The 24,826-nt window shown below is 71.1% G+C and carries 20 protein-coding genes; 15 read left to right on the plus strand and 5 right to left on the minus strand.

Annotated features, from left to right (window positions below; genetic code table 11):
* Positions 1–70 precede the first annotated feature (70 nt).
* The 11 genes from ACBJ59_RS16955 to ACBJ59_RS17005 all read left to right on the plus strand — a co-directional run bounded on the left by ACBJ59_RS16955 (position 71) and on the right by ACBJ59_RS17005 (position 14,947).
* Positions 71–1,753, plus strand: a complete 1,683-nt coding sequence (locus ACBJ59_RS16955) for a substrate-binding domain-containing protein (RefSeq protein WP_375111178.1) — start codon at positions 71–73, stop codon at positions 1,751–1,753.
* Positions 1,754–1,861: 108 nt separating this feature from the next.
* The gene (locus ACBJ59_RS16960) at positions 1,862–3,427 is read left to right on the plus strand and encodes a sigma-70 family RNA polymerase sigma factor (RefSeq protein ID WP_375111179.1); all 1,566 of its coding nucleotides are present in this window, start codon (positions 1,862–1,864) and stop codon (positions 3,425–3,427) included.
* 293 nt (positions 3,428–3,720) lie between these two features.
* The gene (locus ACBJ59_RS16965) at positions 3,721–4,092 is read left to right on the plus strand and encodes a hypothetical protein (protein WP_364115582.1); all 372 of its coding nucleotides are present in this window, start codon (positions 3,721–3,723) and stop codon (positions 4,090–4,092) included.
* Complete coding sequence (locus ACBJ59_RS16970; protein WP_375111180.1) at positions 4,089–5,219, plus strand: GNAT family N-acetyltransferase; 1,131 nt, start codon at positions 4,089–4,091, stop codon at positions 5,217–5,219. The genes ACBJ59_RS16965 and ACBJ59_RS16970 overlap by 4 nt, the downstream gene beginning before the upstream one ends.
* Positions 5,220–5,368: 149 nt before the next feature.
* Entirely contained in the window at positions 5,369–6,202 is an 834-nt protein-coding gene (locus ACBJ59_RS16975) for a glycosyltransferase family 2 protein (protein WP_375111181.1), read from the plus strand.
* A gap of 11 nt (positions 6,203–6,213) precedes the next feature.
* Entirely contained in the window at positions 6,214–7,155 is a 942-nt protein-coding gene (locus ACBJ59_RS16980) for a glycosyltransferase family 2 protein (protein WP_375111182.1), read from the plus strand.
* Positions 7,152–7,955: a polysaccharide deacetylase family protein gene (locus ACBJ59_RS16985; RefSeq protein ID WP_375111183.1), complete on the plus strand. Its 804-nt coding sequence runs from the start codon at positions 7,152–7,154 to the stop codon at positions 7,953–7,955. The genes ACBJ59_RS16980 and ACBJ59_RS16985 overlap by 4 nt, the downstream gene beginning before the upstream one ends.
* The gene (locus tag ACBJ59_RS16990) at positions 7,948–9,264 is read left to right on the plus strand and encodes a lipopolysaccharide biosynthesis protein (protein WP_375111184.1); all 1,317 of its coding nucleotides are present in this window, start codon (positions 7,948–7,950) and stop codon (positions 9,262–9,264) included. The genes ACBJ59_RS16985 and ACBJ59_RS16990 overlap by 8 nt, the downstream gene beginning before the upstream one ends.
* 1,631 nt (positions 9,265–10,895) lie before the next feature.
* A complete protein-coding gene (locus tag ACBJ59_RS16995) occupies positions 10,896–13,031 on the plus strand; it encodes a hypothetical protein (RefSeq protein ID WP_375111185.1) in 2,136 nt (711 codons plus the stop codon).
* A gap of 42 nt (positions 13,032–13,073) precedes the next feature.
* Positions 13,074–14,276, plus strand: a complete 1,203-nt coding sequence (locus ACBJ59_RS17000; RefSeq protein ID WP_375111186.1) for a DUF418 domain-containing protein — start codon at positions 13,074–13,076, stop codon at positions 14,274–14,276.
* A 38-nt stretch (positions 14,277–14,314) separates the two neighbouring features.
* Positions 14,315–14,947, plus strand: coding sequence for a GNAT family N-acetyltransferase (locus ACBJ59_RS17005; RefSeq protein WP_375111187.1), 633 nt, complete (start codon positions 14,315–14,317; stop codon positions 14,945–14,947).
* Between the two features lie 5 nt (positions 14,948–14,952).
* Here the strand turns inward: ACBJ59_RS17005 and ACBJ59_RS17010 are convergent, their stop codons facing one another.
* Positions 14,953–15,588, minus strand: coding sequence for a uridine kinase (locus ACBJ59_RS17010; RefSeq protein ID WP_375111188.1), 636 nt, complete (start codon positions 15,586–15,588; stop codon positions 14,953–14,955).
* Between the two features lie 196 nt (positions 15,589–15,784).
* Here ACBJ59_RS17010 and ACBJ59_RS17015 point away from each other — a divergent pair, with 196 nt between their 5' ends.
* Entirely contained in the window at positions 15,785–16,657 is an 873-nt protein-coding gene (locus ACBJ59_RS17015) for an alpha/beta hydrolase (RefSeq protein ID WP_375111189.1), read from the plus strand.
* Positions 16,650–17,759, plus strand: coding sequence for an acyltransferase (locus ACBJ59_RS17020; RefSeq protein ID WP_375111190.1), 1,110 nt, complete (start codon positions 16,650–16,652; stop codon positions 17,757–17,759). The genes ACBJ59_RS17015 and ACBJ59_RS17020 overlap by 8 nt, the downstream gene beginning before the upstream one ends.
* On the opposite strand, the gene ACBJ59_RS17025 is transcribed toward ACBJ59_RS17020, so the two are convergent.
* From ACBJ59_RS17025 to ACBJ59_RS17035, 3 genes are all read right to left on the minus strand, one after another.
* Positions 17,731–19,035 carry a xylan 1,4-beta-xylosidase gene (locus ACBJ59_RS17025; RefSeq protein WP_375111191.1) on the minus strand — a complete coding sequence of 435 codons (1,305 nt, stop codon included), beginning with the start codon at positions 19,033–19,035 and terminating at the stop codon, positions 17,731–17,733. The two genes, ACBJ59_RS17020 and ACBJ59_RS17025, sit on opposite strands and share 29 nt — an antisense overlap.
* A 214-nt stretch (positions 19,036–19,249) precedes the next feature.
* Positions 19,250–20,002: an SDR family oxidoreductase gene (locus ACBJ59_RS17030; RefSeq protein WP_375111192.1), complete on the minus strand. Its 753-nt coding sequence runs from the start codon at positions 20,000–20,002 to the stop codon at positions 19,250–19,252.
* A 41-nt stretch (positions 20,003–20,043) separates the two neighbouring features.
* A complete protein-coding gene (locus tag ACBJ59_RS17035) occupies positions 20,044–21,069 on the minus strand; it encodes a phosphotransferase family protein (RefSeq protein WP_364115541.1) in 1,026 nt (341 codons plus the stop codon).
* A gap of 202 nt (positions 21,070–21,271) precedes the next feature.
* Between ACBJ59_RS17035 and ACBJ59_RS17040 the strand changes: the two genes are divergently transcribed.
* Both ACBJ59_RS17040 and ACBJ59_RS17045 read left to right on the plus strand, forming a co-directional pair.
* On the plus strand, positions 21,272–22,309 hold the full coding sequence (locus tag ACBJ59_RS17040; RefSeq protein ID WP_375111193.1) for a GNAT family N-acetyltransferase: 1,038 nt from the start codon (positions 21,272–21,274) through the stop codon (positions 22,307–22,309).
* On the plus strand, positions 22,306–23,430 hold the full coding sequence (locus ACBJ59_RS17045) for a DegT/DnrJ/EryC1/StrS family aminotransferase (RefSeq protein WP_375111194.1): 1,125 nt from the start codon (positions 22,306–22,308) through the stop codon (positions 23,428–23,430). The genes ACBJ59_RS17040 and ACBJ59_RS17045 overlap by 4 nt, the downstream gene beginning before the upstream one ends.
* Here ACBJ59_RS17045 and ACBJ59_RS17050 read toward each other — a convergent pair.
* A complete protein-coding gene (locus ACBJ59_RS17050; RefSeq protein WP_375111195.1) occupies positions 23,366–24,787 on the minus strand; it encodes a PLP-dependent aminotransferase family protein in 1,422 nt (473 codons plus the stop codon). The two genes, ACBJ59_RS17045 and ACBJ59_RS17050, sit on opposite strands and share 65 nt — an antisense overlap.
* Positions 24,788–24,826 lie beyond the last annotated feature (39 nt).

A 24,826-nucleotide genomic window follows, 5' to 3' on the forward strand; every position in this document is an offset into this window, starting at 1 on the left:
CGAGCTCGACGGCGGATACAGAGCGAACGAACCCCCACCGCGCAGGCGGTCCAGGGGCGGTCGCGGCAGAGTGCTCGTACCGCTGGCCGGGGCCGTTGCCCTGGCCGTGCTCCTCGGTGTGGCCGCGTTCGTCATCTTCAACCGCGACCACGACTGCTCGGGCGGCAAGCTGCCGCTGCGCGTGGTCGCCACCCCCGACATCCAGCCCGCGCTCAACAAGATCGCCGGTAATTACAACAAGGCCATGCACTCGATCGACAGCAAGTGCGTCGAGGTGACGGTGGCCAAGGAGGCGGCGGCCAGGACCGCGAACGCGCTGGCGGCGGGCAAGGTGAGCGCCGACTTCTGGGTGGCCGACTCCAGCCTGCTCATGGAGAGCATGCGCCAGACCCCGGCGGGCGAAGCGCTCCCGCAGGTGGAGGGCTCGATCGCGAACTCCCCCGTGGTGCTGGCGGCGGCCAAGTCGGCCGCGTCGAAGCTGTCCGGGACGCTGCAGCCGAGCTGGGCCGCCATGATCGCCGCGGCGAACGTGGCCAACGTGGACGGCCCCGGCCGGAAGGTCCGCGTGCTCGCCCTCGACCCGCAGAAGAACTCGGCCGGCCTGGCGGCGCTGCTGGCCGCGGCCGGCACGGCCAAGGAGGCGGGCCAGGACAAGGCGCTCGTGGGCGCGCTGAAGGAACTGTCGGGCCAGCTCGCGTCCGACTCGACGGCGCTGCTGGCCAGCCTCACCGTCAAGTCCGGCAGCAAGGTGCCGGTCGGCGTCACCTCCGAGCAGGCCATCTACGCGCACAACACGAAGAAGCCGGAGTCCCCGGTCGTCGCCCTCTATCCCAAGGAGGGCACGCTCAGCCTGGACTACCCCGTCACGATCCTGGCCAAGGACCCCCAGGTGCTGAAGGCGGCGGCGGACTTCAAGCAGGACCTCGCCACCGAGTCGGCCAAGAAGACCCTGCGGGACGCCGGCTTCCGCAGCACGGACGGCAAGGCCGGTGACGCCCTCTCGGAGGCCAAGGGCTTCACCCCCGAGACCCCGGCCGCGCTGGACCCGCCGGACGGCGCGACCGTGACGCGGATGGTGCAGACCTGGACCCGGCTGAACCTCGGCACCCGCCTGCTCACCCTGCTCGACGTCTCGGGAACGATGGCGTTGCCCGTGCCCGGCACGAACATGACCCGCATGCAGGCCATCAACAAGATCGCCACCGAGGGCCTCGGGCTCTTCCCCGCCGGGTCCGAGATGGGCCTGTGGTCGTTCTCCACGCATCTGGACGGCCAGGGCAAGGACTGGAAGGAGCTCGTCTCCGTCGGGCCGCTCGCCGAGTCGCTCGACGGCGCGCTGCGCAAGGAGGTGCTGGTCAGGACGTTCGCCCAGCTCCGGGCCAGGTCCACCGGCGACACCGGGCTGAACGACACGATCAAGGCGGCGTACGGGCAGCTCACCAAGACCTACCAGCAGGACAAGGTCAACACGCTGCTGATCCTCACCGACGGCGCGGGCAACGACGATCCGGACGGCGGCGTCGGCAACGCCGAGATCGTCCAGTACCTCAAGAAGACCTACAACCCGAAGCGGCCCATCAGCATCCTGCTCATCGCCTTCGGCCCGGACGCCAAGAAGGGCAAGCAGCAGATGGAGACGCTGGCCAAGGCCACGGGCGGCGAGGCGTACATCGCCGAGAACGTCCTGCAGGTCCGCGACTTCTTCCTGCAGGGCATGGAACGCCGCCTCTGCACACCCAACTGCGACGGGTGATCCCGCGCTCCCCATGCCTGTTGGGCATGGGGGGCGAACCTGGCCGATCGAGGCCGCGTCCTCTCCGCGTGGGGCTTGAGTGCCCGTCCAACCTGCGGGAGGGAATCCGTGCCTGGATGGCCGACCATCGATCGCGCCGGGGATCAGGAGCTGGTTGAGGCTCTGCTGCGCGCGGACACCGATGCTCCCGCCAAGCTCTACGACTCCTACGCCGAGCGGCTGTACGACTACGCGGTCTCCCTGGCCGAGGAGGGAGACCTGGCCGCGGACGCCGTGCACGACGCGCTGGTCACCGCGCAGGGGTGCGTCGAGCGGCTCAGGGAACCGGCCAGGCTGCGGGCCTGGCTGTACGCGCTGACCCGGTTCCAGGTACGCGCCCGGCTGGCGCGCCGCCCCGGCACCCCCGCCGGGGGCCTGCCGCTGCCCGAGGTCGACGGACACGACGACCCCGAACTGGCCGACCTGGTGCACGAGACGCTGGGTGAGCTGAGCAGGGGCGAGCGCGAGGTGCTGGAGCTGTCGCTGCGCCACGGCCTGACCCCGTCGGAGGTCGGGGCGGTGCTCGGGCTGACCTCCCGGCAGTCGGCGGCCCGGCTCGGCCGGGCCCGTGACCAGCTGGAGAACGCCGCCGCGGCCGTGGTGCTGGCCAGGATCGGCCGGGCGCACTGCCCGGACCTGTCGGCGATGGTGGACTCCTGGGAGGGGCCGCTCACCCCGCTGCTGCGGCGGCGGCTGTCCGGGCACATCAGCGGGTGCGAGGTGTGCACCGAGGGGCGGCACCGGCAGGTCTCGGCGGGGCGGCTGCTCGACATGGTGCCGGTGGCGTACCCGGCGATCTCGCTGCGCCGCCGGGTGATCGACACCTGCGTCAACCCCGAGTTGGACCAGACCCGCGTGCTGATCACCGATCGCGGGGACAGCTTCGACCGGACGGGATTCCCCGTGGCCGTCGAGCACGGCCGCTCGCGCCGGCGCCGGCCGCGCCGGCTGGCGCCGCTCATGCTGGCGGGCGTGTGCCTGCTGGCCGCGACGGGCGCCATGGTCGTGATCAACGGCCAGGGCGCCTCCGACACCACCACGCTGCGGCCGGCCCCCTCCCCCACGCTCCCGGTGGAGGAGGACCCCACCCCGGAGCCGGTGATCGTGGAGGACGAGCTCACCCCCTCCCCGACGCCGACGCCGAGCCGCACGCCCTCGGCCAGGACCACGCCGAGCCAGCCGCCGACCGCCTCGCGGCCGAGCACCCGGCCCGCCACCCGTGCTGCCACCCGCCCGACGCCGGGGCGCAGGCCCGCCCCCGGTGCCCGGCTCGGCGCCTCGTGCCCGCAGTCGATCAGCGGCGTGGCGAAGATCGGGCTCAGCGCCCGCAACGCCGCGGTCTCCTGGGTGGCAACGGCCTCGCAGGGGCTGGACGTGTTCCCGGCGAGCGGGTCGGTCAAGGCCGGCGGCTCCGTGTCGATCTGGGTGACGGTCGTCGAGCCGAACGACTCCGGCAGCGGCCGCGTCTCCTTCACCTCGAACGGCGGCACCGCGACCTGCTCGCTGTCCTGGCAGGGTGACGGCCCCCGGATCCCCGATTCGCCGACCGACGAGCCGCCGGCCACCGAGGAGCCGACCCAGACGCCGAGCTCCGGGGTCGCGACCTCGTCCGAGGAAGAGCCCGCGGCCGAGTGAAGTGGCCAAGATCACGTCAACTCGCAATAGATCCACAGATTTAGACGACAAACAGGGATAAATCGGACCCTGACTCGTAGATCCCCGGCTACATAGGGCATTCTGGTGTGCTTGGGGACCGTTCGGGGTTGGCGATTACTTGACCGTGTGTTGAAAGTCACACGAGAAAACTCCGCCTGCCGGTAAACCGGAGCGCGTCGCCAAGCGTCGGCATTGACGTGTCCAGGCACGGATTGGTCCCATGAACTGGATCAACCGTGCTTTAACCAGGAAGAGCAGGAGAGAAGAAGGAGATGCTGAAGCAGCACCGCAGAGCGCTGGCCTGGCTGGTCGCGCTCGCCTGCATCGCAGGGGCGGTCGTCGCGCTGTTCGATATCGAGACACCGCTGCGCCCGTTCTTGATCTCCTTGTTCCTTCTCGTCGTTCCAGGGGCGGCGGTGGTGGGACTGTTGCGTGATCGTGACCCCCTGGCCGCCCTATCCGTAGGAGCTGCGGCAAGTCTCGTGCTCAACGTGCTCCTCGCCGAGGCCATGTTGCTCTTCAACGCGTGGTCGCCACGAGCCGGTGTCGCGACTGTCGCCGTGCTCGGCGGGTTCATGTACGTGCTTCGGGTCTTGTACCGGGGGAAGAGCATGCAGACCGAACAGGGGGCCAGGGCAAGGTGAACATCCAGGTAGTTCGGCCAGGAGAGCTCGGGGACTCCGAGCGGGCACGATGGCGGGAGCTGCAGAAGGCTGACCGCAGTCTGGACAACCCGTTCCTGTCGGTCGAGTTCGCGGTGGCGATGGACCGCTTGCGTGACTACGTGAGGGTGGCGGTCATCTCCGACGGGGGCGGCATCGCGGGATTCTTCCCGTACGAGCGGCACAGCTTCGGCATCGGCAAACCGCTCGGCGGCTTCCTCACTACGTGTCACGGTTTGATCTCAGTTCCGGACCTGAAGCTCGACGCCAAGGCCCTGCTGCGCGCGTGCAAGCTCAGCGTGTTCGACTTCGATCACCTGGTCGCGGGGCAGCCGACGTTCGCCCCGTACGAGGCCGACGTCCGGCCCGCGCCGGTCATGGACTTCACCGCCGGCTTCGAGGCGTGGATCGAGCAGGTCAAGGCCAACTCGCCGAAGAACCTCAAGACCGTCCGCTACAAGGAGCGCAAGCTCGGCCGCGAGCACGGCGAGCTGCGCCTCGAGTGGTCCTCGCCCGACCCCGAGGTCCTGCGCACCCTGCTGGCCTGGAAGTCGGACCAGTACCGCAGGACCGGCCGGGTGGACAGGTTCGCGCAGCCGTGGATCGTCGAACTGACGGACATGATGCATGCCGAAAACTCATCGGACTTCGCGGGTGTCCTGACCATGCTTTATGCCGGGGACGTACCGGTCGCTGGGCATTTCGGCCTCCGTACGGCGACCACGCTTGTAGGGTGGTTCCCCGCCTACGACACCGAGTTCGGCCGCTACTCGCCGGGCATCGTCCACCACCTCCAGATGGCCGAGGCCGCCGCGAACGCGGGCCTGCACATGGTGGACATGGGCAAGGGCGGCAAGGAGTACAAGGACTGGCTCAAGAGCGGGGTCCTGTACGTCGCCGAAGGCCGTATCTCGCGACCGTCCCCCACGGCGGCGGTTCACTGGATGGGCCGAACTCCTTTCAACAAAGCCCGAACAATTGTCATGGATCGGCCGTCTCTTTATAGAGCGGCCGACCGTGTCCTGAAGGGCTTCGGTCGGGTGCGCACCTCGATGCAACAGCAGGAGTCACCCAACGCAGTAACCCAGGAACCGACGGGAGCGCGCTGAGCGCCCCCGAATACCCCCCGGCAGCAGCACCAACCCTCACTCTCCAAGGACCCTTCGATGCACCGTTCGCCGGTTTCGCCATTCCCGCAGCACCCGGGGGTGGTCCCGTCCGGTTCGCAGCGCGGGGTCCCGGAAGGATTTTCCTCGCCATGAGTCCCGAGATAACCAAGCACAACGGCAAGGTCCACTCCTCGCCTCTCCGCTCGATGCCGCCGCCCTCGAGCTTCACCCCGGTGACCCCGCACCTGGCCATCTCACCGACGGTCAGCGTGGTCGTGCCGGCGATGAACGAGGCGGAGAACCTGCCGCACGTCTTCGCCACCATCCCGCAGTGGGTCGATGAGATCGTGCTCGTGGACGGCAACTCCGTCGACGACACGGTCGCCGTGGCCAAGCGGCTGCGGCCGAACGTGAAAGTGGTGATGCAGACCGGCAAGGGCAAGGGTGACGCCCTTGCCGCCGGCTTCGCCGCGTGCACCAGTGACATCATCGTGATGATCGACGCCGACGGGTCGACCGACGGCCGCGAGATCATCAACTTCGTGGGCGCGCTGGTGACCGGCGCCGACTTCGTCAAGGGCTCGCGCTACGCCGCCGGCGGCGGCAGCGACGACCTGACGATCAACCGGCGTCTTGGCAACAAGGTCCTGACCGGCATCGTCAACGTGATGTACCGCACCCAGTACACCGACCTGTGCTACGGCTACAACGCCTTCTGGGCGCGCCACCTGGACGTGCTCGACCTCGACTGCGACGGCTTCGAGGTGGAGACGCTGATGAACGTGCGCGCCGCCAAGGCCGGGTTGAAGGTGCACGAGGTGCCGAGCCACGAGCGTAACCGCATCCACGGCGAGAGCAATCTTCACGTCGTACGAGATGGCTTCCGCGTGCTCAAGACCATCCTGAAGGAGTGGCGTCGCCAGCCCACTCAGCCTCAGCCTGAGCCCGCTGCCACTCCTGCCGCTGACCGAGGCGTCGCTTAAGAAGGAACGTTGTGAACACGTCTGTTGTCATCTGCGTCTACACCGAGGAACGGTGGGAGGACATCAGGCAGGCTGTCGAGTCGGTCGAGAACCAGACGCGCCCGGCACACGAGCTGATCCTGGTGGTCGACCACAACCCCGACCTGCATCTCAAGCTCAAGCACGAGTACCCGCAGGCCATCGTGGTGGAGAACACGCACGAGCAAGGGTTGTCCGGCGGCAAGAACACCGGTGTGGCCACGGCCAACGGTGAGATCGTCGCGTTCCTCGACGACGACGCGGTCGCCGACGCGGGGTGGCTGGAGGCTTTGGAGGAGGGCTTCCAGGAACCCGGCGTGGTGGGCGTGGGCGGCCGTACCGACCCCCTGTGGGCGTCGGCGAAGCGGCCGCGGTGGTTCCCGTACGAGTTCGACTGGACGGTCGGCTGCACCTACCGCGGCATGCCCGCGGTCAGGGCGCCGATCCGCAACGTGATGGGCGGCAACGCCGCCTTCCTGCGGGACGCCGTGTCCGAGGTGGGCGGCTTCCACAGCGGCATCGGGCGCAGTGTCCAGGGGCGCAAGTCGCGCCCGCTCGGGTGCGAGGAGACCGAGTTCTGCATCAGGCTGAGCCAGCGCAGGCCGGGCTCGGTCATGCTGTTCGAGCCGCGCGCGGTGATCGGGCACAAGGTGTCCAGGCAGCGCGAGCGGTTCGCCTACTTCAGGTCCAGGTGCTACGCCGAGGGCCTGTCGAAGGCCCTGGTGACGCGCGAGGTCGGCACGCAGGACGGGCTGTCCAGCGAGCGGGCGCACGCGATGAAGACGCTGCCGCTCGGCGCGCTGCGCGGCGTCCGGGAGGCCCTGAGGGGTGACGTGGGCGGGCTCGGCAGGGCGGCCGCGATCGTGATCGGGCTGGCCTGGACGACCTGGGGTTACGTCGTCGGTTCCGTACGGCTGAAGGTGGCACGATCATGATTCGCGTACCGATCCTGATGTACCACTCGGTCACCGACAACCCCAACGACGAGACGCGCCCGCACGCGGTGCGGCCCTCCGACCTGGCCGAGCAGCTCGCGTACCTGTCGGAGAGCGGCTTCACCCCGCTCACGCTCGGCGACCTGGTGGCCTCGCTCAACAAGAACAACGGGCGCTCGGTGCCGGCCAAGCCGATCGTGGTGACGTTCGACGACGGCTACGCCGACTTCCACAGCCACGCGCTGCCCCTGCTCGAGCGCTACAACTTCCCGGCCACGGTCTTCCTGACCAGCGGCTGGGTCTCCGACGCCGGCAAGGACGCCGCGGGCCGGCCGCTGGACGGCATGCTGTCCTGGGGCCAGGCCCGCGAGGCCGCCCAGACCGGCATCGAGATCGGCGGCCACAGCCACAGCCACCCCCAGCTCGACCAGCTCCGCACCGAGGAGCTGCGGCAGGAGCTGCGCAGGAACAAGGGCCTGCTGGAGGAGAAGATCGGCGCGCCGGTCGCCACCATGGCCTATCCCTACGGTTACTCCAGCGCCCGCGTACGCCACGAAGTACGCAAGGCCGGATATTTCGCGGCTTGTGCCGTCAGCAACACGATCGCCGCGGACCGGCACGACATGCTCGCCATCCCCCGGTTGACGGTCGGCAAGGGCACGACCATCAACATGTTCAAGCGCGCCGTCGAAGGCAACGCCGTACCTCTCATCTACCTGCGCGAGCGCATCCTCACCAAGGGGTACGCGGTCGTGCGCAGGACGAGGTACGGGCTGCAGCGGGTGCGCGGAAATGTCTAGCGTCTGGGGGAAAGTCCTACGCGACCTGCGTAACCCGCTGTTCCGCCAGGGCTACGCGCTCATGTCGAACACCGTGATCACCGGTGTGCTCGGCATGGGCTACTGGTTGCTGGCCGCCCACTACTACTCGCCCGAGGAGTTCGGCCGGGGGCAGGCGGTCATCACGGCGATGCGGCTGTTCGCGTCGCTGACGGCGCTGGGGTTCGTGGGCGCGCTGGCCCGGTTCCTGCCGGTGGCCGGCCGCCGCACGCCTGAGCTCATCCTGCGCGGGTACGGCCTGGCCGCCGCCACGGGCGGGGTCGCGGCGCTCGGCTTCCTGCTGACGCTGCCCATGTGGGGGAAGACGTACTCGGTGCTGGCCGGGTTCGGGCCCGGGCTGTTCTTCCTGGCGTCCGTGGTGGTGTGGGCCGTGTTCACGCTGCAGGACGTGGTGCTGACCGGGCTGCGGCGGGCCACCTTCGTGCCGCTGAACAACCTGATCTTCGGCCTGGTCAAGATGGGCCTGCTGGTCGCCCTGGCGGGCGCGCTGCCCACGGGCGGCGTCTTCGTCTCGTGGGTGATCCCCACCGCGCTCGCGCTGATCCCGGTCAACTGGCTGATCTTCGGCGTGGTCGTGCCCCGGCACCTCAAGCACGCCGCCCCGGTGCAGGAGCCGCCCCGGCTGCGCGAGATCGGCCGCTTCCTGGCCGGCGACTTCCCGGGCACGCTGTCGATCCTGGCGATCGTCTACCTGGTGCCCGTGGTGATCGCCACGCAGGTGGGCGAGGCCACGTTCGGGCGCTTCTCGATGGCCCACACGCTGGCCAGCATGATCGAGCTGCTGGCGATGAACATGGCGGTGTCGCTGACCGTCGAGGGCTCCTTCGACCGGGGCAGCCTGGCCCACAACTGCCGGCGGGCGCTGCGGCGGGCGTTCATGATCGTCACTCCGATCATCGTGGTGGTCTTCCTCGGGGCGCCGCTGATCCTGCGCATCTTCGGGTCCGAGTTCGCCGAGGAGGGCACGATGCTGCTGCGGCTGATGTCGCTGGCGGTGCTGCCCCGGGTGCTGATCGAGGTCTATCTGAGCGCGCTGCGGGCGCAGAGCCAGGCGCGGCTGCTGGCGATCGTGCAGATCGGCCTGGCGGTGCTGGTGCTGGTGTCCACGGTGGCACTGTTCCCTCGCTTCGGGGTGAACGCCGTCGGGTACGGGCTGCTGCTCAGCGAGGTGCTCGTCGCAATTTTGATCTTTGGAAATCTACGTAAAATTCTCAGAACCGGCGAAACTGGTAGGTCGGCTGTCACCCAGGGGTCGTCCGGGGCCGCATGATGGTCAACGTGAGGCAACGGGACGGCGATGGCATGACAACGGGGATCACCGGCTCCTCGGACGTGCGTGGGGACAAGGAGGAGTCAGACGTGCCCTTCGATCCGGAAGCTACGGGAGTCATCCCGAAGCTGACGTTCGAGACCCCGCCCTCGGGCGAGGGTTCCGGCTCGGCTGAGGACTCCGCGAAGAGCGCCGCCGAGGAGGGTGCCCCCGAGGAGGGTGCTGAGCCGAACGCGGACACGACCACCGCGTTCCGGCTCCCCGTACACATCGGGCACCCGCCCACGGTGGAGGAGGCGGACGCCGCGTCCGCCGGGACGGTGTCCACCCCCGTCCAGCGGGACGAGGACGCCTCGGCCGCCCCGGAGACGGCTCCCACCAACCCCGGCCTGCGCTCCCAGCCCGCCAGTGGCCCCCAGCCTGCCAGTGGCCCCCAGCCGGGCCCGGGCCCCCGCCCTCAGCCCGCCGGGGGCCCCCAGCCGAGCGATGGCCCGCGCTCTCAGCCAGCCGGCGGCCCTCAGCCCGCTGGTGAGGCGCGGCCCGGGGCGGCGGCCGGTGCGAAGCCGGGTGCCACCGGTGCGAAGCCGGATGCGAGGTCTGGTGCGACGTCCGGGCCGGCTGCCGGGACGTCCGGCACGGGCACGTCTGGCGCGCCTTCGGCGACGGGCTCGTCGGGTGACGCTTCCCCGACGGGAGCGGTGGCGGCCGGGGCGGTGAGCGCGGCATCCCCCGCCGACGCACCCGCCAAGGGGTCTGGGCCCGCCAAGGGGCCTGGACCCGCCAAGGAACCTGGGCCCGCCAAGGAACCTGGGCCCGCCAAGAAGCCGTCCGCAGCCGGACAGCCCGCGAAGGGGTCGTCCGACGCGGCGTCGTCTCGCGGTGCTTCCCCCGTTTCGGGGACCCAGCCCATGACTTCGGCCGCGCCATCCGGCTCGGCCTCCACCGGCGCGCCACCCGCGGGTGAGCGACCGGCAGGCGAGCGACCGGCAGGCGGGCAGCCCGCCGGCGGGCCGTCCAGCGGTACGGCACCGGCCGGAGGGCGGCCAGGCGGCGGGCCGTCCGGCGGTGCGGCGTCGACGGGAGCACCTTCTCGCGGTGCGGGATCGGCAGGGGCCACGGGCACCGAAGCGCCGGCCGCCGGAGGACCGGCGCCCGCGGGCGGGTCGTCCAAGGGTGCGGCGGACACCGGGGCATCGGCTGGCCGGCCGGGCGCTGGCGGGGCGGCTTCGGAGCGGACGCCCGCCGTTGGGGCGGGCGCGGGAACGCAGCCCATGGAGACGCACGGTGCTGGAGCACCGACCAAGGGGACGTCAGGCACCGCAAGGCCCGCCGCTGGTGGGTCCGCGACCCCAGGGACGGCCGCAGGAAGGCCCACCACCGGAAGCCCCGCGGCCGGAGGTCCTGCCGCTGGAGGTCCCGCCGGTGGAGGTCCTGGCGGTGGCGGGACGGCTGCTGGAGGGGCCGGGGGTGGGGCTTCGGGAGGGGCGCGGGGGCTGGGGAGCCTTGTGCAGCCGCCGCCTGCGCCGGCCCAAGGGGTCGGGGTGCCGTTGCGGGCCCCCGGCGGGCCGCAACCCGGCGCGCGGCCTCAGCCGCAGAAGGCGGCGGGGAAGCCGCGTGGCCTAGGTGCTCGCGTGGGGCAGCTGGTCTCCAGCGCGCCCACATGGCTGCCCGTGCTGCTGGTCCTCGAGGGCCTGCTCATGTACATCCTCGCCCTCAAGGTCCCCCCGGGCCCCCTGCGCGGCGTGGATCCGGCCGAGATCGACGGCCTCGGGCTGATCTCGGCGCTCCCGGCCACCGCGTTCATCGCCATCCTGATCATGATCGTGTCGTTCTTCATCACGGTCACCCAGAGCACCGATCGCAAGTTCCTGCTGCTGTTCCAGATCGCCGCGATCACCTTCGCCCTGCACGGCGCGGGTGCGCTGGTGGCCGAGGAGCCGCGGTTCCCGACCGCGTACATCCATGCCGGTTTCGTGGAGTTCATCGGCAGGACCGGCGAGACGGCGATCAACATCGACGCCCGCATGGGCTGGCCGGGCTTCTTCGCGTTGTTCGCGTTCGTGACCAAGGCCGCCGGCATCACCGACATGACGACGATCCTGCAGTGGACGCCGCTCCTGTCGAACCTGCTCTACCTGCTCCCCTTCGTGCTGATCCTGCGCCAGGTGGTGGCCACCACGCGGGCGCGGTGGTTCGCGGCGCTGCTGTTCGTGCTGGTGCAGTGGATCGGGCAGGACTACTTCTCGCCCCAGGGATTCACCTTCGCCCTCTATCTGGCGTTCGTGGCGATCCTGTTGCGATGGTTCGGGCGGGTGGAGCCGCGTACGAAGCCGGTCCCGCCCAAGGGCCTGCGCAAGCTGCTCGGCAAGCTGGACGCGATGACGCCGGGCGAGCTGGCCAACACCGGGACGTTCCGGGCCGACAAGCTGCTCATGCTGATGATGCTGGTGGCGCTGTTCGTGGCGTCGGTGGCCTCGCACCAGATCACGCCGTTCATGATGCTCGGCGTGGTGACGGCGTTCCTGATCTTCCGGCGGACCACGCTCACGTGGGCGCTGCCGTTCTTTCTCGGCCTGATGGTGCTGGCCTGGATCAGCTACATGACGGTGGGCTTCTGGGCCAGCCAGATCGACACGATCTTCGGCGGCCTGGGCAACATCCTGCAGAACCTGCGCAGCAACACCGGCGACCGGATCGAGGGCAGCGACCCCGCGCACGCGATGGTGCTGCAGGCTCGCCTGGGCATCCTCGCGGTGATCCTGGCCTGCGCGGCGGCCGGGCTGTTCCGGCGGTTGCGGCGCGGGGTGTTCGACCGCTCGGCGCTGATCCTGCTGTGCGTGCCGGTGCTGGCGCTGGGGCTGCAGAGCTACGGCGGCGAGATCGGGCTGCGGATCTACATGTTCGCGCTGCCCGGGGCGTGCCTGCTGGCCGCGTACGCGTTCTTCCCCAACCTGCCCGCCGACAGCGCGGACGTGCGCGAGGAGACCGTGCCGCTGCGCAAGCGGAACGTGCGGTTCAACCCCGAGCTCACGAAGAAGGTCTCGCTGGTGCTCGCGGCGTGCTTCGCGGTCATGTTCGCGATGGCGTTCCTGGTGGCCAGGTACGGCAACGAGAAGTTCGAGCGGGTCACCAGCGGCGAGGTGGCCGCCCTGCACTACGTCTACGACCACGACAAGCCCAGCGCCCGGGTGCTCTACCTGGTGCCCAAGGAGGGGCCGGAGGTCACCCCGACGCTGCCGTGGGGCGAGCGGGACGTCGAGCGGGTCAGCTTCGGCACGCAGGCGCTGGTGTTCAAGGACCCCACGCAGATCGCCAAGGCGGTGCAGAAGCTCAAGGAGCAGCCGCGGAACTCGTACCTGATGGTGAGCCGCGGCCAGGTGAGCTACCTGCAGCTCAACGAGGGTTATCCGGCCGACTGGGGCGAGAGGTTCCGTGCGGCGCTGGACAAGTCGCCGGATCTGAAGCGGGTCTTCTCCAACGAGGACGCGGCGCTCTACACCTGGAAGACGTTCGTCAGGGGCACCGAGATCCCGGAGCCGAACCCGTACAAGGGGCGCGGCGACCCCACCTCGCCCTGGACCCCGGTGGGCATCGGGGCGCTGGGGGTGACCTGGGTGGCGCTCTTCGGCTACGAGATCATCCGGCTCAACGGCCCGAACCGGGCGCCCAAGGCCCGCAGGCGCCTGTTGTTCCTGGCGGTGCCGGCCTTCGTGGTGGCGCTGGCGGTGATCATCGAGCGGTTCATCTATATCGCGCAAAATAACTGAATTCACAGGAAACACTCAGCTTGTGCGGGATGATGTCCTCCGATGAGGGCACAGCAGACACATCCCGCCAGGCCGGACACACGACTCACGGCAGCGAGAATCGCCTCCGTCGACGCCTTACGGGGTTTCTCGCTGCTGGGCATCCTCGTCGTGAACATCGCCTTCCTGGCCTCCGGCTACCGGATGGCCGGGATGGCGGAGCCCGCCTTCGACTCGTCCCTGGACTGGGGCGTGCGGTGGGTCGTGACGCTGTTCCTGGAGAACAAGTTCTACCTGCTGTTCTCGTTCCTGTTCGGCTACAGCTTCACGCTGCAGGTCGACTCGGCCAGGCGGCAGGGGCGGCCGTTCGTGCCGATGTTCCTGCGCCGGCTGGCGGGGTTGTTCCTGCTCGGGCTGGCGCACGCGGTGCTGCTGTTCCCCGGCGACATCCTGACGACCTACGCGGCCGTGGGGCTGGCCCTGCTGATCTTCCGCGCGATCCGGCCGCGGACGGCGGTGCTGCCGGCCGTCGCGCTGACGCTGCTGCTGGCGCTCGGTTTCGTGCTGCTGGCGGTGCTGGCCTCGGCGGGACTGGACATGTCCGGCCGGTTGGCGGACGAGTCGGCGCAGGTCGCCGCGTCGAACTCGGCCCTGGGCGGCGGGTTCTGGCAGATCGTCTCCGAGCACCTCAGGAAGCTGTCGCTGATCATCGTGGCGCGGGTGTTCTTCCAGGGGCCGGCGGTGCTGGCGGCGTGCCTGGTCGGGCTGGCGGTCGGCAAGCTGGGCGTGCTGCGCGACGTGGCGGCGTACACGGGGACGCTGCGCAGGCTGCAGTGGATCGGGTTCCCGGTCGGGCTGGCGGGCGCGTTCTTCTACACGCTGTCGGCGTGGACCGGCTCGGTGCACAAGTTCTGGGGCGAGGCGGTGGACCTGGTGACGGCTCCGCTGCTGGCGGCGGCGTACGCGGCCACGTTCCTGCGGGTGCTGCCGTACGCGCCGCGGGTGGCGCGGGCACTGGCCGCGCCCGGCCGGATGGCGCTGTCGAACTACCTGGCACAGTCGCTGATCTGCGCGCTGATCTTCACCGGATACGGGCTGGCGCTGCTGGACCGGGTCAGCCCGCCGCTGGAGGTGCTGATCGCGCTCGGCATCTTCGCCGCCCAGGTCCTCTACAGCCGCCGATGGCTCAAGCGGCACCGGTACGGCCCCGTGGAGTGGTTGCTGCGCTTCCTGACCTACTGGCGCAGGCCGGCGGCCGGTAAATGAGGTGAGACCGGCGGCGGGCATCGGAACAATGGACTGGTATGCGCCACTTGCCCGTGCTCGACCTGCGCCTGACCACGCCCCGCCTGGAGCTGCGGCTGCCCACCCTCGACGACCTCGACGAGCTGGCCGACCGGGCCCTGGAAGGCGTCCACGACCCCGAGCGGATGCCGTTCGGCGTGCCGTGGACCGACGTGCCCGCGGCGCAGCTGCCGGGTGACGTCATCCGCTACCAGCTCGGGGTGATCGCGCGGTGGCGGGCCGAGCAGTGGTGCTGCAACTTCGTGGTCGTCCACGAGGGGCGGGTGATCGGGGCCCAGGACCTGTCGGCGCACCAGTTCGCGGTCACCCGCGAGGTGCACACGGGCTCCTGGCTGGGCCGCGCCCACCAGGGCAAGGGGCTGGGCACGGAGATGCGCGCCGCCGTGCTGCACCTGGCCTTCGCGGGGCTGGGTGCCCTGACGGCGATCTCCAGCGCCTTCCTGGACAACCCCGCCTCGCTGGGCGTCTCGCGCAAGCTCGGCTACCGGCCCAACGGGGTCTCGGTCCACGAGATACGCGGGCGGCGGGCCGAGCAGCAGCAGCTCCGGCTCGACCGCGCCGGCTTCACCGCTCCCGTCCCGGTCGAGATCCACGGCCTGGAGCCGTGCCTGCCGCACTTCGGGCTGGCCTGAGGTCCTCAGGGCTTGAGGAGGCGGGGCGCGGCGAACGTGGTGTTGTCGATGATCGCGTCCATCCGCCCGATCGGGTCCGCCTCGCGCAGATAGACGCGCTCGGCCACCAGGTACCGGTCGCGGTGGACGGACTCGGCGTCCGAACCGGCCCAGTCCTGGTCGCGGGCGGCGCCCCGGCGTACCGACAGCTCGGCGTCCACCTCCAGCCAGATCCGGAAGTCCCAGTAGCCGTCGATCTCGGGACGGAACGCGAACACCCCGTCCACGATCAGCACCGAGTCCGGGGCCAGCGGCGTCGTGGTCGCCGAGTGGTCGACCTGCGTCAGCGGGTCGATGGAGCACAGCGCGCAGGACGTGGCCTCCGGCGAGCGGCCGGGCGCCAGCAGCAGGCGCTCGACCGACTCGTAGTCGTAGGCGTTGCGGTAGTAGCCCTCGCCCGACTCGCGGTCGTACAGGTGCCGGTCCTTCCAGGGCCGCTTGAAGTCGTCCAGGGTGGCGCGGAGCACGGGCCGGCCCGACGCGGCGATCCGCGCGGCCAGCTCGTGCCCGAAGCTGGTCTTGCCCGCGGCGGTGAACCCGTCGATGCCGACGAGCAGCCGCCCGGCACCGCCGTCCAGGACGCGGCCGGCGAGCTCCGCCACGAGCGCGGTGCGCTCCGCGGAGGCGGCGGGAGGACACGGCTGCCGCCACGTCGAGACCGAACAGTACACTTGTGCCGAAGAAGGACCCACGCGCACAACCTATCCAGGGGTCGACCCCGTCATACTCCGGGGTTACACCGCAGGTCCACTCTCCGGTGGGACGCCGGTTACGGGGTGCCGTCCATACGTTCGGCACATGCCTTTCCGCCCGTTTCGCGCCCTGCTCACCGCGCTCGTCGCCACCTCGGTGGCCGCGCCGATGTCGAGCTCGGAGGTCCCGGCCCCCGCGCCGGTCCGGCCGCCGGAGGGTCTGACCGAGGCCCGGTACGCCGCCGTCCGCCAGGACATCCGCGCCGCCGGGCGGATGGCCGCCGAGCACGGCCACGCGCGCCGGGCGCAGGCGCTGCGCGCCATGGCGGATCCGGCCCGCCGCTTCCTGTTCTTCGACGGCCGCGACGGCGGCAGGACCGCGGAGGTCTTCGGCGACCTGGCCGGGGCCGAGCGGGTCGCCGTGCTCGTGCCCGGCTCGGACACCGGCCTCGACCGGTACGCCCGGTTCCGCGCCGGCGCGCAGGCCCTCCATCGGGAGCTGGGCGGCCGGGCCGCCGTCGTCGCCTGGCTGGGCTACAGGACACCGGAGACGCTCGGCGCCGCCGTCCTCTCCACGCACCGCGCCGACGAGGCCGTGCCCCCGTTGCGGGCGCTCGTACGGGAGCTGGGCCCCGCCCGGGTCTCCCTGCTGTGCCACTCCTACGGCGCGGTCGTCTGCGGCCGGGCCGCCCCCGGGCTGGGCCCAGTGGCGAACATCGTCCTGTACGGCGGCGCGGGCACCGGCACCACGACCCCGCTCCGCACGTCCGCCCCCGTCTGGGCCGCCCGCGCGAGCGGCGACTGGATCGCCTACGTGCCGCACGTGCACTTCCTGGCCCTGGGACCCGGCCTGGACCCGCTCTCGCCGGAGTCCGGCACCCGGACCTTCCCGGCGGGCGACGGAGGCCACAGCGACTATCTGAGGCCCGGCTCCCTGCCCCTGCGCAACATCGCCGCGATCGTCACCGGCCATGCGTGACCTCCTCGACCGGATCGACGCGGCCACCCCGGCCGGCCGCGACCGGGGGCTGGACGGGCTGCGCGCCCTGGCAGTCCTGGGCGTGGTGCTCGGCCACTGGCTGGTGACGGCCCTGGTGGTCGACAGCGGCACGGTGCGCGCGGCCAGCCCGCTGCGTGAGCTGCCCCGGCTCGCCCCGGTCTCCTGGCTGTTCCAGACGCTGGCGGTGTTCTTCCTGGTGGGCGGGCTGGTCGCGGCGCGCGGCCGGGCCGGCTCGGACGGGGGCTACCGGAGGTGGCTCGGCGGGCGGCTGGCCAGGCTGTTCAGCCCGGTCGCCGCCGTGCTGGCGGTGTGGGTGGTGATCGCGGTGGCGATGCTCGCCGCCGGCGCGGGGCCGGACACCGTGCGCACGCTGGCCGAGCTGGTGTGGTCGCCGCTGTGGTTCCTGCTGGTCTTCGCGGTGCTGACGGCGGCGACCCCGGTGGCCGCCCGGCTGCACCCGGCCTGGCCGCTGGCCGCCGTGGCGGTCGTGGACCTCCTCAGGTACGGCCTGGGCGGCCCCGCCTGGCTCGGCTGGGCGAACGTCCTGGCCGGGTGGCTGGTGCCGTACTGCCTGGGCGCCGCCTGGGGCCGCGACGGCGGCCCGCCGGGGCGCGGGACGGGATGGGCGCTGCTGCTCGGCGGCATGGCCGCCACCGCGGCGCTGGTTCTGTGGGCCGGTTACCCGGCGGCCATGGTGGGCGTGCCCGGCGCGGAGATCTCGAACCTCGACCCGCCCACGCTCGCGGCCGTCACCTTCGGCCTGGCCCAGTGCGGGGCGGCGGTGCTGCTGCTCGGCCCCCTGCGCCGGGCCCTGCGGCGGCCCGCGGTCTGGGCCGCCGTGGCACTGGTCAACCTCTCGGCGATCACGATCTTCCTCTGGCACCAGACGGCGATGATCGCGGTCACCGCCCTCGGCCTGCTCGGCGGCCGGGCGCTCACCGGGCTGCACACCGCTCCGGACTCCGCCGTCTGGGTGCTGGCCCGCCTGGCCTGGCTGCCGGCGTTCTGCGTGGCTCTGGCGGCCTGCTGGGCGGCCTTCCGCGGGTACGAGGTCAGGCGCCGCCGCGCCCGGACCACTTGATCTCGTACGGCGCCAGGGTGACCTGCCGCCCGTCCACGGTGGCCGTGACGTCGCGGTCGGAGGTGTTCACCATCACGACCTGGCGCTCCTGCCCCATCGCCTTGATCTTCGGGTCGGAGGACTCCACCTCCTGCACCTGCACCCCGGCCGGGAACCACTTGGTGAAGCCGCTGAGCAGCCCCGCCATCGGCAGCTCGCCGCCGACCTTGGGCGACCAGAGGCAGCCGGGGCAGTCACCCTCGTCCTTCAGCTGCGGGTTCCAGTAGAGGGCGGTGTTGACCCCGCTCTTGGCGAACTCCATCAGCGCGGTCGCCTGCACGGCCGTCCGCTTCTCCTCGGTCCACTGGGAGTTCTCGGGCTCGACGTACCATTCGGCCCACCACACCGGCAGGTCGTCGCTCTTCTGCCGCAACCAGGTGGTGATGGCGCTGAACTTGGCCTGGGCGGCGAAGTCGTTGGGCACGTTGCCCTTGTCGTTCGTCATGGAGGCGCCGTCGACGACGATGAAGTCCGCGCCCTTCTTGTTGTCGATCCAGTACTGGATGGCGTCCAGCGCGCGCTGGTCGATCGTCCCCCACGGCCCGCTCAGGTCGGACGGCCCGCCGCGCGCGTTGCTCTCGACCGGGATGTACGGCCCACCGACCTGGATGTCCTTGTTGACCTTCTTCAACGCCGTGTAGACCTTGTTGTACATCTCGGTGTAACCCTCGGCGTCCCACCGGTTGGTCGTCGGGTCCCAGAAGCCCTTGAACTCGTTCCACACCATGTAGTGCTTGACCGTCGGGTACTGCTTGGCCACCCGCGTCGCGAGCTTCGCGAAGTCGTCGAAGTGCTCCTTCTCGGGGGCGACCGTGTGGTTCTTGCTCCAGTCCGTACGCCCGGCCTGCCCGCCCTTCATCCAGTCGGGCGCGCAGCAGAGCGTGATCACCGGCACGGCCCGCGTGTCCGCCATGAACGTCAGCCGCCGGTCCAGGTCACGGAAGTTGAACTGCCCGGGGCTGGGCTCCGGGTTGCCGACGCCCCATCCCATGATGTGCTGGTTCTGCAGCATCGGGACCCGGCCGAGCACGCCCTTGGCCTCCTCCACGACCTGCTGCGGCTCGTTGTCCGCGCTGTACTGCGTGTGCGTGATGCCCCAGCGCGGCCAGTTCGACAGCGCGGGCGGCTCCTCCAGCTTGGGCGCGGGCTGGGTGGGCACCGTCGTGGCCACGTCGCTGCCCTTGAACTCGCTGCGGGCCTGGGTGCGGATCGCGGCGTAGACCATGATGCCCGCCACCAGAACGACCGCGAGAATCCCTGCTCCAAGTGCGATCGGCCATGGCGATCGCCTGCGCGCGTGTCGGCCGTCGGTCGGAATCACTGGACGCTCCTCATCCTCGCGAGACGTGTGAAGGGGGGATCACGAACTTACAAGGTTCGCCAACGTGCAAGGGCTGGGCAGAAGCCCAGCCCTTATTACGCTAATCGTCCCGCTTGCAAGCCACTTGCCGTCAATCTGCAGCTGGCGGCCGCTGTCCCCCCGCGGGACCGGGCACCCCGGCGTAGCGGTAAGGCACGGGTTGCCGGCCCGGCTGCACGATGAGGAGCGTGCCGGGAGTCTCGGAGTAGAAGGCGGATTCGACGGCGGCGGCCACGTCCTCGGCCGTCAGCAGGGGGAAGCCCGCGTTGACGAACATCTCCCGTGCCTCGGCCACCAGGGGCGTGTCGGTGAAGCCGGGGCAGACCGCGCCGATGCGGATGTTGTCGGCGGACAAAGGCTCGGCCAGCGCCCTGACCAGACCCACGACGGCATGCTTGGTCATCGTGTAGATGGGGTCGCCGGCGAAGCCGACGAGCCCGGCCAGCGACGCGGTGACCACGATCGCCCCGCCGCCGGAGCGGACGAGCAGCGGGACGCTGGCGCGCACGCCGAACACGACGCCGTCCATGTTGACCCCGACCACCTGGCGGTAGCGCGCGAGGTCGAAGTCCGCCAGGTCCACCCGCCCGGTGATGCCGGCGTTGAGGTGGACCAGGTCGAGCCGCCCGTAACGCCGCTCGGCCAGCGCGACGGCCTCCAGCGAGGCCTCCTCCGTGCTGACGTCGGCGGCCAGCCAGGCGCCGTCCACCTCCTTGGCCAGCCGCTCCGCGCCCTCACCGTCGAGGTCGACGAGGACGCACTTGACGCCGCCCGTCGACAGGCGCCGGGCCACGGCGGCCCCGATGCCGCTCGCCGCTCCGGTGATCAGTGCAACTGTGCTCATAGCGCTCCTTACGGGGGGGTCGATCCCGTGGTCGAGGCGGTTCAGGGCTGGTCGAGCATGCGATGCGCGCGGGAGATCAGGGTGGGTACGGCGGAGCCGATGCGGTCGAATCCCTCTCCGACGGTCTTACCCTGCCGGAAGCGGGCGTGGATACCCTCCACGATGACCGCCAGCTTGAAGTTACCGAAGGCCACATAGAACCCGAGGTCTGAGATATCCCGGCCTGACACCTTGGTGTAGTGGCTCGCGAACTCGGCGGCGTTCATGAACCCGGGCGCCACCGTCACGTCACCGGCCACCGGGATCGCCGCCCGCTCGTCGTCCCCGCGATCGTGCCAGTAGGTGAGCGTGAGCCCCAGGTCGGCCAGCGGGTCCCCGAGCGTGGACATCTCCCAGTCCACCACGGCCGCGATCTCCAGGTTCCCGAGCCGCAGCAGCGTGTTGTCCAGCCGGTAGTCGCCGTGCACCAGCGTGCCGGCGGCCTCGGCGGGCAGCCGCTCGCGCAGGCGCTCCACGAGCCGGTAGTAGTCGGGCAGGTCGGCCGTCTTCGACCGCTCCCACTGCTGGCACCACCGGTCGAGCTGCCTGGCCATGTAGCCCTCCGGCCGCCCGAAGTCGGCCAGCCCCACCTCGCGGTAGTCGACCGCGTGAATCGCGGCCAGCACCTCGGCCAGCCGCTCCGACAGCCGCCGGGTCTGCTCGGGCGTCGGGTCGCCGAGCTGCTCCCTCGTCCGCACGGCCGCGCCGTCCACGTACCCCATGAGATAGAACGGCGCCCCGATCACGTCCTCGTCGGCGCAGAACGCGACGGGCTCGGGCACCGGCACGGGCGTCGGCGCGAGCGCCGAGATGACCCGCCACTCGCGCCGCATGTCGTGGGCGGTGGGGAGCACGTGACCGAGCGGCGGCCGGCGCAGCACCAGCCGGGGGCCGGCCGTCTCGACCAGGTAGGTCAGGTTCGACCTGCCGCCCGAGATCAGCGAGACGGACAGGGGCTCGCCGGCGTCGGGGACGTTCCGGCCCATCCACGCGACCAGGCTGGGGTGGTCGATGCCAGGTACGGTCATGGACACACATTAGAACGTCACTCGGTCCTGAACACCAGCTGGGAGTTCTGTAACGTTCCCAGAGCTGCGGCTATGGCATCCGGCGAGATCCTTTACCCTGTCAGTACACCCCTGGCCACGTTGCTGGACAGAGAGTGCTTGCTGACAGTAGGAGCCCATGCGCGTCACCCTTGCCCTACCTCGTGAACTGGGCCGATCCGAAGTGAGCCGATGGCGCGCCCTGCAGGAAGCCGACGCCGCCTTCGACAATCCCTTCCTGTCACCAGAATTCACCCTCACGGTGGGCGAACTCCGAGATGTCGTACGCGTCGCCGTCCTCCACGACGGTCCGGAAATCGTGGGCTTCTTCCCCTTCGAGCGGCATCCGATGGGCATCGGCAAGCCGGTCGCCGCCGGGCTGACGGACGCGCAGGGGCTGGTGTACGTCAAGGACCTCGAGATCGACCCGAAGCGGCTGATCAAGGCGTGCGGGCTGTCGGTCTACGAGTTCGACCACCTCGTGTCCGGGCAGCCGCTGCTGAGCTGCCGTGACGAGAAGCACCCGTCGCCGATCATCGACCTGCGTGACGGCTGGGAGCGCTACACGGAGACGCTCAGGCGACACTCCGGCAAGACCTACAAGTCCACCCTGGCCAAGTCGCGCAAGCTGCAGCGCGAGGCGGGGCCGATGCGCCACGACTACGCGACCACCGACCTGGCGCCGCTGCGCACGCTGCTGGGCTGGAAGACCGACCAATACCGCCGCACCGGCCGCACCGACAGGTTCGCGCACCAGTGGATCGTGGAGCTGGTGGAGCGGCTGCTGGCCACCCAGTCCGAGAGCTTCGCCGGGGTGCTGGACATGGTCTACGTGGGCGACCGGCCGGTGGCCGGGCACTTCGGGCTGCGCACGCGCACGACGCTGGCCGGCTGGTTCCCCGCCTACGACACCCACTTCGCGAAATACTCCCCCGGCCTCATCCACCATCTGGCGATGGCCGAGCGGGCCGCCGAGTCCGGCATCGCGATCATCGACATGGGCCGGGGCCAGAAGGAGTACAAGGACAAGCTCAAGAACGGCGAGCTGGAGGTGGCCGAGGGCCGGGTGGCCCGGGTCGGCGCGGCGGCGGGCGTCCACTGGATGATGCGGGTGCCGGTCCGCAAAACTCGGGCAACCGTGATGGCCAATCCGTTGTTGCTCAAAACTGCTGACAAGGCATTGAAAACATACGGAAGACTGCGTACTGTCCTACAAGGGTGAAACGCATCGCAGAGCGCACGGGCCGTCACTGCCTGTCGCTACCGTCCAACCGGCTCGGCCTCTACCTGGCACTACGCCACTGGTGCCCGCCGGGTCAGCGGCTGCTGATGTCCCCGATCTCGGCCGACGAGATCCTCTTCCTCGTGCTGGCGGCCGGGCTGCGCCCGGTGATCGCCCCGCTGTCCCCCCGTGACGGCAACATCGACGTCTCGCGGGTCGACCTCGCCGCGGTGGACGCGGTCCTGACGACCAACCTGTACGGCCTGCCCGACGACGCCCCCGCCTTGGGCGGGAAGACGCTGATCGAGGACGTGGCGCACGCGATGGAGACCGACCTCGGCGGACGGCCGCTGGGGACCTTCGGCCGGGCCGGGGTCTTCAGCCTGTCCAAGCACCCGGGCGCCGGCTCGGGCGGCGTGCTGGCCGTCGAGGACGAATCCGACCTGAAGGCCCTGACCCGGGCCCGCGACGAGCTGCTGACCCGGGGCTCGCTGCGGGCCGACCTGATGAGCGTCGCGACCTCCATGGCCCGCCAGGCGGCGCTGAAGCTCGACCTCGTACGCCCCGCGCTCAGGCTCACGCGCCGCCTCGGCCTGCAGGAGGAGCGCGAGGGCTTCCGGATCGCCCTCGACCCGGAGAGGCTGGAGCTCGCGCTCAAGCAGGTTCCCGCGCTGCCGCCCTTCGACCCCTGGGTACGCGCCGACCTCCACCGCTACCGCGCCCGCCGGGGCCGCCTGGTGCGCTGCTACCAGCGCCGGCGCCTGACCACCGTCCCCGGCGACCGGGCGCGCCGGCTGGCGGGCGTGCAGCGCCTGGCCGAACTGCCCACGGTCGCGCCGGCCGTGCTCGACGACCTCTCCCGGCCGCTGTTCCGGGTGCCGCTGCTGGTGCGCGACCGGGACGCGGCCATCGCCGAACTGGAGCGGAACGGGGTCTCGACGGGCTACCTGTACGACCCGCCGTACGACGACTACGCCCCCGCCTTCGCCGAGCCCTCCCCCGACCCGCGCCCGGCGCGCTGGTGGGCCCGCCATGTGCTCCCGGTGGACCCGATGTTCACCGCCCGCTCGCTGCCCGTGCTGCGCCGCCTGGAGCCGCCCCGGACCGGGCCGTACGGATGAGCCCGGCCAGAGTCCGGCAGCCGCGCCGGATGTCGGGCAGGGAGGCGGAGCCGTACCCGATCACCACGCCGTGCAGGCTCAGGTCGCCGTGATGGTGGCGGCCGGTGGAGTCGAGCAGGACGCCGCGCTCCCTGGCCCGCTCGACCAGGCCGGGCACCACGGCGGCGGGCAGCTCGGCCAGGACGTGCAGCCCGGCCGTGTCACCGCGCAGGCGGCAGACCGGGCCGAGGATCTCGACGACGGCGGCGCGGCGGCGGGCATATTCCAGGCGCATCCGGCGCAGGTGCCGGTCGATGTCGCCGCGCTCCAGCAGGGTGGCCACGGCCTGCTGCACGGGGCCGCTGGTGCGGTCGCCCACCGCGCGGCGCAGGCCGGCGATCCGGCCCAGCAGCCCGGGCTCGCCGACCAGCCAGCCCACGCCCACGTCCGGCGCGAGGATCTTGGACAGCGTGCCGAGCAGCACCACCCGGGAGGGGTCGAGGCCGTAGAGCGCGGGCAGCGGGGCGACGTCGTAGCGGAACTCGGCGTCGTAGTCGTCCTCCACGATCGTCGCGCCCGTGGCCCCGGCCCAGGCCAGCAACCGCTCCCTGCGCGGGATCGGCAGCCGGCCGCCCAGCGGGTACTGGTGGGCGGGCGTGGTGTAGAGCACGCGCAGGTCGCCGGGGAGGCCGTCGACGATCACGCCGTCCGCGTCCACCGGGCACGGCACCACCTCGGCGCCCCTGGCCGCGAACACCGTGCGTGCCACGTGGTAGCCGGGATCCTCCACCCCGGCCCTGGCACCGGGGCCGAGCAGGGCCAGCGCGCACAGGTCGAGGCCGTTGCCGGTGCCCCGGGTGACCAGGATGTTCTCCGGGCCGACGGCCATGCCCCGGGCGCGCCTGAGGTGGTCGGCGAGCAGCTCGCGCAGGTGCGGCAGGCCGTACGGGTCGGGTGAGTCGCCGGGCGGCAGGTCGGCGGCCCGGCGCCAGGCCCGCTTCCACGCCGCGCGGTCGTAGTCGCGCACCCAGGGCTGGCCGGGCCGCAGGTCGATCCAGTCGGCCGGGGGCGGCGGCGGGGCGGGGACGTACGCGCTCTCCCTGGGCGGCCTGGGCGTCGCCTCCATCTCGGCCACGAACGTGCCCGAGCCGTGCCGCCCGTCCAGCCAGCCCTCCGCGTAGAGCTGCTGGTACGCCTCCGTCACCACGGTCCTGCTCACCGCGAGCTGGGCGGCCAGGGCCCGGGTGGAGGGCAGCCGCTCGCCGGGGGCCAGCGTGCCGTCCAGCATGGCGTGGCGCAGCCAGCCGGCGAGCTGCGTGGTGAGCGGTTCGGCCGTATCCCGCGACAGGGACACCGGCAGGTCAACATGGGTGCGCACGAAAGTGGTCTCTATGAAGGGGCTGGTAGTGGCCCTACA

Origin of the sequence: Nonomuraea sp. MTCD27, from assembly GCF_041950495.1 — a bacterium.
Lineage (GTDB): Bacteria > Actinomycetota > Actinomycetes > Streptosporangiales > Streptosporangiaceae > Nonomuraea.